Origin of the sequence: Hymenobacter sp. DG01 (assembly GCF_006352025.1) — a bacterium.
In the GTDB taxonomy this organism is placed as follows: domain Bacteria; phylum Bacteroidota; class Bacteroidia; order Cytophagales; family Hymenobacteraceae; genus Hymenobacter.
In genome coordinates this window covers 1983426-1996370 of the sequence record NZ_CP040936.1, presented here as the reverse complement: position 1 = coordinate 1996370, position 12945 = coordinate 1983426, and the positions used below count along the sequence as shown (strand labels likewise).

The following is a 12945-nucleotide window of genomic DNA, read 5'->3' as shown; positions in this document are numbered from 1 at the left end:
TGGGTAAACACTTGACAGCGGGTTCATTAGCCTAGCGATAAGATACGCAGGAACGCGCTATTAACTCTCAATTCCCAAAAATGGATACACTTTTGACGGGTTATTTTTGTGTTTTACATAGGTCAGCTGGAAATTAGAAAGGCTAAACCACTGGCTGCTAGGGCAGGCAGGCCGGTTTTGTTACCTTTCCCAGCCTCACCCGGCCACTGTCGGGCATTCGGTATTTTTTCTGTTTTCGCGCATGGGATACACCTTGCTTATCCGCCATTGCGGGCAGCTGCTGACCATGGACGGCACGGGCAGCCACGGCCCCCTGACCGGCTCCGGCCTGCGCGACTGGCGCAGCATCACCGATGGGTACGTGGCCTGCGAGCAGGACCGCATTGTGGCCCTGGGGCCCATGGCAGAACTGGATGAAAGCTTAGTCACGCCGGCCACCCGAATTGTAGAGGCCCGGGGCCAGGTGGTAATGCCGGGCTTGGTGGAGTGCCACACCCACCTGGTATTCGGGGGCAACCGGGCCGCCGAGTTTCAGCGCAAGCTGCAGGGCGAGTCTTACCTTGATATTCTGGCCAGCGGGGGCGGCATTCTGAGCACCGTGCGCGCCACCCGGGCCGCTTCCGACGCCCAGCTGCTGGAAAACGCCCTGCACCATTTGGCCGGCTTCCGGTGCTACGGGGTAACCACCCTGGAAGCCAAAACCGGCTACGGCCTTGATGCGGCCACCGAACTGCGCCTGCTCCAGACGGCCCGGGAAACCGGCCGGCAGCAGCCCACGCGGATTGTGTCCACCTTTCTGGGTGCCCACGTGCCCGGCCCCGAATATGCGGGCCGCCCGGCCGCCTACCTCGACATGCTGGCGGCCGAAGTCCTGCCCCGGCTCGACCCCACCGAGGTGCCGTTCGTGGATATTTTCTGTGAGCAGGGGGCCTTTTCCGTGGCCGATTCGAGGCGCTACCTGGCGCGGGCCCGGGAGCTGGGCTTCGGGCTGAAAATTCATGCCGAGCAGCTCCACGACTTGGGCGGTTGCGAAATGGCCGCCGGGCTGGACGCCGTCAGTATAGACCACTGCGACTACCTGACGCCGGCCGCCGCCGCCCGTATTGCTGCCCTTACTGGTGGGCGCACGGTGGCCGTGCTGCTGCCGCTGGTACCGCTGTTTCTGCGGCAAGAGCAGTACGCGCGCGGCCGGCAGCTGATTGAAGCGGGTTTGCCCGTAGCCATCAGCACCGACTTCAACCCCGGCTCCTGTCCCAGCAAAAACCTGTGGCTGGCCGTGGCGGTGGCCTGCCTGAAGATGGGTTTCACGCCCCGCGAGGCCCTGGCCGCTGTAACGCTCAATGCCGCCTGGGCCATCGGGCAGCAGCAGGAATGCGGCAGTCTGGAGCCCGGCAAGCGGGCCGATGTGCTGGTGCTGGACGTGCCTACCCCCGAAGAAATACCGTACTGGCTGGGCGAAAACCCGGTCCGGACGGTGATTATCGGCGGGCAGGTGCAAGCAAGCTGAGCGGGCCGCCAGGGCGCAGCAGCACGGGCTTCAGGCCGCAGCCCTCTATTCAATTTAAGGGTAGGAGGCCGGCTTCAGGGCTGCGGGCTAAAGTCTACGCTGCGCGGTAGCCCTTGCCACTCCTGCAACTGGTTTCGGCGGCTTCTCGGAGCAGCATTCAGGGTATTAAAAACGGCATATTAGGGCCGGAACCAGTAGCTTCGGCGCTGAATCCGTTTCCACCTCTACTGACTTTTCCTGCCCCCGCCCTTATGCTGCTACCCCTCTACCAGGTCGATGCCTTCACCGACCGGCCCTTTGCCGGCAACCCCGCCGCCGCGTGCCCCCTCACCGAGTGGCTGCCCGCCGAAACCATGCAAGCCATTGCCGCCGAAAACAACCTGGCCGAAACCGCCTTCTTCGTCCCGAAATCGGGCCACGAGTATGAAATCCGCTGGTTTACGCCGGCCGTGGAGGTTGAGCTGTGCGGGCACGCTACCCTGGCCTCGGCCCACGTACTCTACCGTCACCTCAACTTTCAGGAGGCCGAAATTGTGTTCCACTCCAAAAGCGGGCCGCTACGCGTGAGCCAGGCCGCGGAGGGGCGCCTGACGCTCGACTTCCCGGCCCGTCCGCCCAAACCCCTCAGCCTGCACCCCGATGGCCTGCTCGACGGGCTGCGGGCTACGCCTCTGAGCATTCACGCCGGCCCCGACCTGGTATGCGTGTTTAACTCGGAAGCGGAAGTGCGCGCCCTGCACCCCGACATGGCCCACCTGGCTAAAGTAGAGTACCGCGCCGTTATTGCCACCGCCCCCGGTACCGAGGGCATCGACTTCGTTTCGCGGTTTTTCGGCCCCCGCGTGGGCGTGCCCGAAGACCCGGTAACCGGCTCGGCGCATACTACCCTGGTGCCCTACTGGGCTGAGCGGCTAGGCAAAACCACCTTCCACGCCCGCCAGGTATCGGCCCGTGGCGGCGACCTATGGTGCGAGCTGCGCGGCGACCGGGTGCTGATGAGCGGCCACGCCGTAACCTACCTCAAAGGAGAAATTGAGGTAGGGTAGAAGCTCTGCCCCGTCTCGAACGGCAAATGGCCCTACCCCCTGTCCAACGGGCTCCGCCCGTCGGACCGGACCGGCACGAAACAAGCCGGGCGTACGCGAATATTTTCGCGTACGCCCGGCTTGTTCATTTTATACCCCTTGCGGAGCCGGCTTACTGCCAGCCGCCGCCCAGGGCCCGGTACACATTCACCATGGCTGTGAGCTGCTGAAGCTTGGTCTCGGTTAGGTCGAATTTTGATTCTAGAGCTTCGCGCTGGGTCAGGAGCACTTCCGTGTAGTCTGCGCGGGCGGAGCGGAACAGGCTATTGGAGATGGTTACCGACTGGTTCAGGGCTTCCACTGCCCGGGCTTTCTCGCCGTAGCTTTTATCGAGGTTGCTGAGGTTGGCCAGCTGGTTGGCTACCTCCACGTAGGCCTTCAGAATCGTCTGCTCGTACTGGTAGGCGGTCTGGATCTGGCGGGCATTGGCGCTGGAATACACCGCGTTAATACCGTTGCGGTTCACCAGCGGCGCTACCAAGTCACCGCCCAGGGAGAACAGCATCGACTCGGGGCTGGAAAACAGCAGGCCGGGCTTGAAGGCGCCGAACCCGGCCGAGCCTGTAATGCGCAGCGAGGGGTAGAAATTAGCCCGCGCTACCTGCACATCAAGCTTGGAAGCCGCTAGGTTCTGCTCGGCCTGCCGGATGTCGGGGCGGTTGAGCAGGAGTTGGGCCGGGACCCCGGCCTGAATGGTGGCCGGCACGAAGCTATTAAACGAGGCATCGTCGCGGACGATGGCGCGGGGGTAGCGGCCCACCAGGAAGTTGAGCCGGTTCTCGGTTTCCACGATGCGCTGCTGCACGTTGTACTGCAGGCTCTGGGTGTTGTGCACCTGGGCCTCAAAGCGGCGTACGGCCAGCTCGGTGGTGCGGGCGGCTTCTTTCTGCAGGCGCACGGCTTCCAGGGCATTGCTTTGAATGGCAATGTTCTGCTTCACAATGGCCAGTTGGTTGTCGAGGGCCAGCAGCTCGTAGTAGGAGGTGGCAATTTCGGCAATCAGGTTGGTCACCATGAAGTTCTTGCCCTCCACCGAAGCCAGGTAGCGGTTAGCCGCCGCCTTCCGGGAGTTGCGCAGCTTGTGCCAGATGTCCACCTCCCAGGTAGCAAAAGCGCCTACCTGGTAGTTGGTCAGTGGGTCGGGGTTGGGCTTGTCGGGCTTGATGGCCACCTGCTCTTCCGTGGCACCCTGCAGGGTGTAGCGGCCGGGCCGGTCCGCATCGGCGCGGGCGCCTAAACCGATGAAAGGCAGGTACTCGCCCTTACGAACTTGCACCTCGTTGCGGGCAATCTGGATTTCCTGCAGGGTGATGTTCAGCTCCTGGTTGTTGCGCAGGGCGGTGTCAATCAGGGCTACCAGGTTGGGGTCAGTGAAAAACTGTTTCCACTGCACCTTTCCCGTGGTGTTCGTCGAGTCCTGGGTGCTACCCGTGTAGGAAGCCGGAACCGTACGGTTCTCGGTTTTCTGCGTCAGCTGCGGGGTTTTGCAGGCGCCCACGGCCAGGGCAAGGGTGGCGGCGCTCAGGCCTTTATAGATGCGTCTTTTAAGCATGAGCTTCAACTTCTTCAACTAAAACGTGCGGCTCGAATTCTGACAGCGGATGTTCGTTTTCGTCGCTGATCAGCTTGCGGCCATCGGCCAGGGAACCGAAAATGTAATAGAGGCCCGGCACGATGATGACCCCGAAAATCGTCCCGAACAGCATCCCCCCGAGGGCCGAGGTACCGATGGTACGGTTACCGATGGCCCCGGCCCCGTGGGCTAGTACCAGCGGAATCAGGCCGGCAATAAAGGCGAAGGAGGTCATCAGGATGGGGCGGAAACGCACTTTAGCGCCTTCAATGGCCGCGTCGCGGACCGACATGCCTTCTTCGCGCTTCTGCACCGCGAATTCTACAATGAGCACCGCGTTTTTACCTAACAGGCCTACCAGCATCACGAGGCCCACCTGAGCGTAGATGTTGTTGGCCAGGCCGAAGCCCTTGATGAGCAGGAAGGAGCCGAAAATACCGGCCGGCAAAGAAAAGATAACGGCCAGCGGCAGCAGGAAGCTTTCGTACTGGGCGGCCAGCACCAGGTACACGAACACAATCACCACCAGGAAGATGTAGATGGCTTCGTTGCCCCGGCTTACCTCGTCCTTCGAGAGGCCACCCCAGTCGATGTCGTAGCCGCGGGGTAGGGTTTTGGCTGCTACCTCCTGCACCGCCTTGATGGCCTCACCCGAGCTGTAGCCCGGAGCCGCGTCGCCGCGAATGGAGGCCGTGGGGTACATGTTGTAGCGGTTGATTTCGTTGGCGCCCTGGCCCTTCACAATCTTCATGAAGGCCGAGAACGGCACCATTTCGCCCTTGTCATTCTTCACCCACATGTCCAGGATGTCCTTGGGCAGGCGGCGGTACTCGGGCGAGGCCTGCACGAACACCTTGAAGAAGCGCTGGTACTTGATGAAGCCCAACTCGTAGGTCGAGCCTACCATGATGCTCAACGTGTTCATGGCGTTGCCGATGCTCACGCCCTTCTGCATGGCCAGTTGGTTGTCGATCTGCAACTCGTACTGGGGGTAGTTTGCCGAGAAGAACGTGAACAGGCCAGCCAGTTCCTTGCGCTTCTTCAGCTCCGCCATGAAGTCCTCGTTTACCTTTTCCAGCGCTTTGTAGTCGCCGGTGGAGGTTTTATCGAGCAGCTGCAGCTGGAAACCACCAGCGGCGCCGTAGCCCGGAACTGCTGGCGGCTCGAAGAATTCGATGGTCGCGCCGGGAATTTCCTTGGCTTTTTCTTCCAGTCCTTCTACAATATCGTGGATGGATTGCTTGCGCTTGTCCCAGGGCTTGAGGTCAATCAGTAGGGTGCCAGCGTTGGAACCGCGGCCCTCGGTCAGTACCTCGTAGCCAGCCAGAGAGGAAATGCTTTCCACGCCGGGTACTTCTTTGGCCAGCTTAGAAAGCTGTTGCGAGAGGGCGTTGGTGCGCTCCAGCGTGGAGCCGGGCGGCGTCTGGATGATGGCATAGAGCATGCCCTGGTCTTCGGCTGGAATGAAGCCCGAAGGGAGGGTAGAGGAGATGCCGAAAATGCCCAGCCCAAAGCCCATCAGAATCAGGAAGGTGATGAGGCGGCGGTCCACCAGCTTTTCCAGGAAGCCCACGTAGCGGCCGGTCAGGCGCTCGAAGCCCCGGTTAAACCAGTCGATAAACCGGTTGATGGGCGTTTTCTTGCGGGGTTGGCCGTGGTTGTTCTTCAGGATCATGGCGCAGAGCACCGGCGTCAGCGTCAGGGCCACAATACCCGAAATGACGATAGACGAAGCCATGGTAATCGAGAACTGCCGGTAGAAAATACCCACCGGGCCGCTCATGAAGGCTACCGGCACGAATACGGCCGTCATCAGAATGGTAATGGCAATGATGGCGCCGCTGATTTCACCCACTACCTCGCGTACCGCCCCGTAGGGCGAGAGGTGCTTTTCCTCCATCTTGGCGTGCACGGCTTCCACCACTACAATGGCGTCATCGACCACGATACCAATAGCCAGTACCAGGGCGAACAGAGTAATCATGTTGATGGTCATCCCGAAAGCCTGCATGGCAATGAAGGCACCCACCAGTGAAACCGGCACGGCAATAATCGGGATGAGCGTGGAGCGCCAGTCGCCCAGGAACAGGAACACCACTAGGGCCACCAGAATAAAGGCGTCGCGCAGGGTGTGAATTACGTTCTCGGTGGAAGCGTCGAGGAAGTTCGACACGTCGTAGCTGATTTTGTAGTCCATGCCGGGCGGCATAGTTTTCTTGAGCTCCTCCAGCTTCGCTTTCACGCTCTTAATCACGTCCACGGCGTTGGAGCCGTAGGTTTGCTTGAGCATGATGGCTGCGGAGGGGTAGCCATCGAGGTTGGAGTAGATGTCGTAGAACTCGGAGCCCAGCTCCACGTTGGCCACGTCCTTGAGGCGGAGGGTTTCACCGTTGGCGTTGGCCTTGATGATAACGTTCTTATACTCCTCCACATCGTTGAAGCGGCCCTTGTAGGTCAGCACGTATTCCAGCGCCGAAGCCTCTTTCCCATCGGAGCGGCCGATACGGCCCGGCGAGCCAATCACGCTCTGGTCGTTGAGGGCTTCCATCACATCGTCCACCGACAGGTTGTAGGCCCGCATGCGGTCCGGCTTCAGCCACACGCGCATGGCGTACTGGCGGGAACCCAGAATGCTGGCCCGGCCAATGCCGTCGATGCGCTGGATTTCGGGCAGCATGTTCACCCCTGCAAAGTTGAAGAGGTACCGCATATCGGTATTCTTGTCTTTGCTGTAGAGGTTTACATACATGAGCATGTTGGGCACCACGCGGTTTACCACTACTCCCTCACGCTGCACCAGTACTGGCAAGCGGTTGAGCACCTGCGCAATACGGGTGTTTACGTTCACCACGGCCTGCTCGGGGTCGGTGCCCAGGTTGAAGACAATCTGGATGTTGGCCTCACCGGCCGACACGGCGTCAGAAGTCATGTACTTCATGCCGGGCACACCGTTGATGGCCTGTTCCAGCGGAATCAGCACCGACTCGGTCAGCACTTTGGCGCTGGCTCCGGGGTAGGCGGTGCTCACCATCACCATGGGCGGCGAAATCTCCGGAAACTGGGAGGTGGGCAGGGTATTGATGGCCAGCATGCCCAGGAAGAGAATCACCACCGATATAACGATGGCAAACACTGGCCGACGAAGAAATTTACTGAACATAACTGATGATTTCAGTTGTCAGTTGCCAGTTGACGGTTGTCATTTCGTGCCAGGGCTTGTGCCTGACAACTGACAACTCGTAACTGGCAACTGACGACTATTCAGAATAGGTTTTCAGGTGGGCGATGACCGACTTCGGCTCCTGATAGTGGAAGCTGATTTTGTCGCCATCTTTCACTTTCCGGATGCCTTCCAGCATGATCTTGTCGTCGGCCCTCAACCCCGAGGAGATGATGTAGAGGTCGGGCATCTCAGCGGCCACGGTCACCTCTTTCTGGTGCACCTTGTTCTTGCCATCCACCACGTACACGAATTTTTTCTCGAGCACTTCGAAGGTGGCTTTCTGCGGAATAATCACAGCGTTTTTGAGCGGTACGGTCATCAGCACCGAGCCCGTTTCGCCGTTGCGCAGCAGGCCTTTGGGGTTGGGGAAGGTGGCCCGGAAGGCAATGTTGCCGGTTTCGTTGTTGAAGTCGGCCTCAATAGTCTGTACCACGCCGGGGTAGTCGAACACCTCGTTGTTGGCCATGCGCAGCTTTACCTGCAAGGGGCTATCGGACTGCGCGTGCGATTTGTAGGACAGGTATTCTGCTTCCGGCACGTTGTAGTACACCCACATCTTGCTGTTGTCGGAGAGGGTAGTGAGCAAGTCGCCCTCATCTACCAGACTACCGAGCCGCGCCTGGAAGTGGTCCATGATGCCATTGAAGGGAGCCTTAATGGCGGTGAACTGCAGGTGGGTCTGGGCCAGCGAAACTTCCGCCTTGGCTTTCTCCAGCTTGGCCTGCGACAGGGCCAATTCGTTGGGCGACACGATGTTGCCATCGGCCAGCTTCTTGGTGTTCTGGTACTCGATGTTCACGAACTTGGCCTCGGCCTGGGCTTTCTTCAGCTCGGCCTGGTAGAGCAGGGGCATGATCTGGAACATCATCTGCCCCTCGCGCACCTGCTGGCCCTCGTCCACGAAAATCTTCTGGAGGTAGCCTTTTTCCAGGGCCCGCAACTCAATGTGCTGGTAGGCATGAATCTGGGCTACGTAGTCCTTGGTGATGGTCGTGTCCTTCTGCAGAGGGCTGGTAACCAGGAATTTTACCTTTTCTTCCTTTTCGTGCTTTTTTTCGGAGCAGCTTGTACTGCCGTACAAGAGCCCCAAGCCCATGAGCATGAGCGTGAACGTGCGGTTCATAAGAACTTTACTGGTGATTCTGAAGGGATATAACTGAGAGGAGTGCGCAAAACGAAGGTCAAGTGGGGCCGGCGGGGTAGGGGCCCGGGCGTATCAGGCCGGAGCCGGCAAAACCCGAAGAAAATGCTGACGCGGCATGGGGTTGGTGGCGGATTACGGATGCAAAGCACTACCCCCGCACATGAAGACGGTATGAAGCCTTTCCCGAAATGCGGCTGATAACGCTAACTGTTTCGGAGGCATCCAACGACACAAGGTACCCAGCAGGCTCACTATCGGAGCCAGGGTTATGATACTGGAAATGAGAGTTATGTGCTGATAGTAGCTACTCGGCAGATGCTACACCGGCTAGCGAAAATCCGCTTAGAAACTCCGGGCCGCCTTGCCTATAATTTTCATTTATAATAGAGCCATAACCGACCAGAGCCGCCCCATAGGGGCGGCTCTGGTCAGCGCTTCGTTATGCTGTATGAGGGGGCCGAAGCCACCCAGGAAATTCTGGGTTTTCGGGGCAGGTGAGGCTACCGGAGCGCGGCGGCTACCCCCGTACCTGCTCGCGCCCGTAGCCGCCGCGCTCCACCACCTGCTCCACGAACATGGCCTTGCCCGGCACCTGCAGCAGCGCCTCGTAAGTAGCGGCCGGCACCCCGGTGTAGCGCACCAGCCCACCGTGCCGGTACTCTATTTCCAGCGTGAGGGTAGCGGCATTGTAGCCAACGGCTTTCAAGGAAGAAGAGCGGATAGGGCGGCGTTGCATAGGAAAAGATATAATCTAACGACGTGATTCGCTTATTGGAGAGGATTCCAAATCCGGCTCAGTTTCCTCCGAGTCGTCGGATACTTCTTGTTGTTCTTGCAACTGACGTAAGTACGCTTCTTTGCGCTGAACCAGCACCACATACACAGGCCTACGATTGTTTTCAGAAGTGCGGACTGAGGTAGAGACAATGAAGTTCGCACCCACGTACGTGGTACGAATGCCACCATTGACCACTCCACTTCCTAAGCGTTCCATTTTATATGTGGCAATCTTAGCGCGTAGCGCGTCATAGTACAATTTATTACTGGTCTGATAAAACAAGAGCTGATCGGGACCAGGATTGTTGATTTGCAGCCACGCCTGGGCCCGCGCACTATTACTATCGTAGTAAGAGGTTGTTTTCTGGTAGGCCCATGAGGCATGAGCTATTTCCTCTTCACCCTCTTGCTGCGCGTCATCAAAAGCCCAGCCGCGGCTGGCGAGGTATTCATTTATTTGATCTACGTCCTGCCCGGATAGAGCCGTAAGCTGATCCAATGATAACTGTTGCCCCTGAGAGCTGCCTGGGAGCAAAAATAAAAAGAGCAGTATGGCTATTGTAGATAATAATGGGCGCATAACAGGCAAAGAAAATCAGATTTCCCCGCAAAGTAAATGCTGAGAATCTTATGCTGCTGGCTTTTTCTTCGCGGCGGTGGCTTTCTTGCCGGCTACGGGGGCGGCTAGCTTGCCGGGGTTGTCGGCCAGGAACTTGCCCCAGCTTTTGCCGCCGGCTTTCACGTTGTTGCCCTTTTGGTAGTGATGGCACATGGCCACGGCCAGGGCGTCGGTGGCGTCGAGGAACTTGGGCGCTTCTTCGATGGGGGGCAGCTTCAGCGTCTGGCGAAGCATGTGGGCCACCTGCTCCTTGGTGGCGTTGCCGGAGCCCGTTACTGCCTGCTTTACTTTGGTGGGCGCGTACTCCACGTACGGAATCTGGCGGGAGAGGCAGGCGGCAATGGCTACCCCCTGGGCGCGGCCCAACTTCAACATACTCTGCACGTTCACCCCGAAGAAGGGTGCTTCAATAGCCAGCTCATCGGGCAGAAACTCCTCAATCAGCTCCGTCATGCGCTCATAGATTCTTTTGAGCTTGAGGGCGTGGTTGGTGCCGAGCTTCTTCATGTCGATGACATCGTAGCGCAGCACGTTCACCTGCTGGCCCTGTACCTCAATCACGGCGTAGCCCATGATCTGGGTACCGGGGTCAACGCCCATAATCACTTTGGGCAGCAGATCGGCAGAGGCAAGGGGTAGAATCATAGCGGGTTAGGGGAGAGCGAGAAGATAGGCAGAGTGAGGTGAATTTTCGTCGGTAACTTGCCGAAGCAAATCAACCAGCTGCCCACTTGTCTGCGCCTCACCTACAAAACTACGTCCAAAAGCCGGAAGAACCGGCCTCTCGGCGGCGCGGACTGGTAGTAGCGGGCAAACTCTTCATCACGCTGCTCACGCTGGGGCTGCTCTGGCACTCCGTAGTGGCCGATGAAGCCACGGCTGCCGCCTGGCGGGGCCTGCTCCGGCGCACCCTCAGCGGTGAAGGCCGGGGCCCGGTGGTGCTGGCTTTGCTGCTCATGCCCCTCAACTGGGGGCTGGAAGCCTGGAAATGGTGGCGCCTGGCCCGGCATCTGGAGCCGGTATCGTTTCGGCGCAGCTTCCGGGCGGTGCTGGTGGGCCTCACCCTGGGGTTCGTGACTCCCAACCGGGTAGGCGACTACGCCGGCCGCATCATCGAGCTGAAAAGTCGGCGGCTCGATGCCCTGGGGGCGGTATTTCTGGGGCGCTACTGTCAGCTGGTGGCTACGGTAGTGGCCGGCACGGCGGGGCTGCTGTATTTTCTGCTGCGGTTTTACCTGGTGGGCTACCCGGCGGCCCAGGTGGGGGTAGGGCTGGCTACGCTGCTGCTGAACGCGGCCGTTTTGCTACCCCTCTATTACTCCCAAATGCTGGTGGCGGCCGTGCAGGCCGTGCGTCCGCTCCGGCGCTTCAGCCGGTTTCTGGCCGTAATGCCCACTTACCCCGCCCGCGCCCTCACGGCCGTGCTGCTGATTTCCAGTTTGCGCTACGCCGTGTTCTGCGCGCAATTCGGGTTGCTGCTATGGGCCTACGGGGTGCAGGCGCCGGTAGGACCGGCCCTGGCCGCCGTAGCCGGCACGTTTCTGCTGAAGTCGTTGGTGCCCTCGCTCAACGCCCTCGCCGACGTGGGTGTGCGGGAGCTGTCGGCCACCCACTTGTTTGGTTTGCTGGGCGAGCCGGTGCTGCCTGTGCTCAGCGCCAGCCTGAGCTTGTGGGTGCTGAATATCGCCGTGCCCAGCGCCATTGGGCTGGTGTTCGTGCTGCGGATGAAGGTGCTGCGCAAGCGCCAGAAAAGCTGGCCCGCGCCGGTTGCTTCCTGATGGGCAGCGGCGCCTGGATAGCCACCTTGGCCCTGCTGGGCCTCAACGGCGCCTACCTCTGGCAGATGCTGCGGTTTCGGGAGGCGTGGCAGCGGCAGGCGGCATCAGGAGGTAGGGTAGTTGAAGAGCCACAGGTAGCAGAAGCAGCGGCAGCCGCTGCTGAAACCAGCGGAGCTCCAGAAGAAGCTGCAACTCCCGGCTTTTCCATCATCGTAGCGGCCCGCAACGAGGCCGAAAACCTGCCCAACCTACTCGACGACTTACGCCAGCAAAACCTGATTCCGGGTGGGGTAGAGCTGATTGTGGTCGATGATCATTCGACCGACGACACGGCCCGCATTGTAACCGCAGCGGCGCGGGATTTGCCGTTTCCGGTGCTGCTGGTGCAGCTGGCGCAGCTGCCCGGGGCACCCACCGGCAAGAAAGCCGCCGTGCAAGCGGCCGTGCAGGTAGCCCGCGCCCCCTGGGTCCTCCTCACCGATGCCGATTGCCGGGTGCCCGCCGGCTGGGTGCAGGCCTACGCAAAGCTGGCCGCTGCGGACGCCACCGCCCGCTTCATCAGCGGCCCCGTGCTCCTGACGGGCAGCGGCTGGCTGGCAACGCTGCAGGGCCTGGAGTTAGCCGGATTGGTAGGGGTAGGGGCTGCCAGTATTGGCCTGAACCGCCCTACCATGTGCAACGGCGCCAACCTAGGCTACCGCCGCGCCGATTTCTTTGCCGTGAATGGCTACCAGGGCAACGAGGCCGTGCCCAGCGGCGACGATGAGTTTCTGCTGCACAAGCTGCACGCCGCCTTTCCCGGCAGCATCCGGTTTCTGGCCCAGGAAGCGGCTCTGGTCCGCACGGCGGCCCAGCCTACGGTGCGCCAGCTACTGCGGCAGCGGGTGCGCTGGGCCAGCAAGTGGCGCCACTACCAAACCGCCGCCCCGCAACGCCTGGCGGTGCTGGTGCTGCTGAGCAACCTCACGTTTCCGGTGGGGGTAGGGCTGTGGTGGTTTGGGGTGGTTTCGGGGGTAGGGGTACTGAGTGCTTGGGCCATCAAGCTCCTGGCCGACGTAGTGTTTCTGCGGCCGGTGTTGCGGTTTCTGGGGCGACCGGGGTGGCTGTGGTGGGTGCCGATCCTGCAGCTGGCCTACGGGCCCTACGCCCTGGTCACCGGCCTATTGGGGCTGCGCGGCAGCTATAAATGGAAGGGCCGAAGGTTGGGCGCTAAGTAGGGGGTAGGGGCATCAGCCAAGC

General features: G+C 60.4%; 10 protein-coding genes. 4 read left to right on the top strand and 6 right to left on the bottom strand.

The features are described 5' to 3' along the window. The first annotated feature begins 241 nt into the window (after positions 1-241). Positions 242-1507: an imidazolonepropionase gene (gene hutI / locus FGZ14_RS08420; RefSeq protein WP_139923239.1), complete on the top strand. Its 1266-nt coding sequence runs from the start codon at positions 242-244 to the stop codon at positions 1505-1507. Between the two features lie 251 nt (positions 1508-1758). Continuing rightward, positions 1759-2553: a PhzF family phenazine biosynthesis protein gene (locus FGZ14_RS08415; protein WP_139923237.1), complete on the top strand. Its 795-nt coding sequence runs from the start codon at positions 1759-1761 to the stop codon at positions 2551-2553. A 151-nt stretch (positions 2554-2704) separates the two neighbouring features. Here the strand turns inward: FGZ14_RS08415 and FGZ14_RS08410 are convergent, their stop codons facing one another. From FGZ14_RS08410 to ruvC, 6 genes are all read right to left on the bottom strand, one after another. After that, complete coding sequence (locus FGZ14_RS08410) at positions 2705-4144, bottom strand: TolC family protein (protein WP_139923234.1); 1440 nt, start codon at positions 4142-4144, stop codon at positions 2705-2707. Then, the gene (locus FGZ14_RS08405; RefSeq protein ID WP_139923232.1) at positions 4137-7325 is read right to left on the bottom strand and encodes an efflux RND transporter permease subunit; all 3189 of its coding nucleotides are present in this window, start codon (positions 7323-7325) and stop codon (positions 4137-4139) included. Before FGZ14_RS08405 ends, FGZ14_RS08410 begins: the two co-directional genes overlap by 8 nt. Before the next feature lie 97 nt (positions 7326-7422). Further along, entirely contained in the window at positions 7423-8511 is a 1089-nt protein-coding gene (locus FGZ14_RS08400) for an efflux RND transporter periplasmic adaptor subunit (protein WP_139923230.1), read from the bottom strand. A gap of 538 nt (positions 8512-9049) precedes the next feature. Next, complete coding sequence (locus FGZ14_RS08395) at positions 9050-9268, bottom strand: KTSC domain-containing protein (protein ID WP_139923227.1); 219 nt, start codon at positions 9266-9268, stop codon at positions 9050-9052. Between the two features lie 15 nt (positions 9269-9283). Further along, positions 9284-9889 carry a hypothetical protein gene (locus tag FGZ14_RS08390; protein ID WP_139923225.1) on the bottom strand — a complete coding sequence of 202 codons (606 nt, stop codon included), beginning with the start codon at positions 9887-9889 and terminating at the stop codon, positions 9284-9286. A gap of 48 nt (positions 9890-9937) precedes the next feature. Continuing rightward, positions 9938-10573, bottom strand: coding sequence for a crossover junction endodeoxyribonuclease RuvC (ruvC, locus tag FGZ14_RS08385; protein WP_139923223.1), 636 nt, complete (start codon positions 10571-10573; stop codon positions 9938-9940). A gap of 86 nt (positions 10574-10659) precedes the next feature. On the opposite strand from ruvC, the gene FGZ14_RS08380 reads away from it, so the two are divergent. After that, entirely contained in the window at positions 10660-11706 is a 1047-nt protein-coding gene (locus tag FGZ14_RS08380) for a lysylphosphatidylglycerol synthase transmembrane domain-containing protein (protein ID WP_139923221.1), read from the top strand. Next, complete coding sequence (locus FGZ14_RS08375; protein WP_139923219.1) at positions 11706-12923, top strand: glycosyltransferase; 1218 nt, start codon at positions 11706-11708, stop codon at positions 12921-12923. Before FGZ14_RS08380 ends, FGZ14_RS08375 begins: the two co-directional genes overlap by 1 nt. Positions 12924-12945 lie beyond the last annotated feature (22 nt).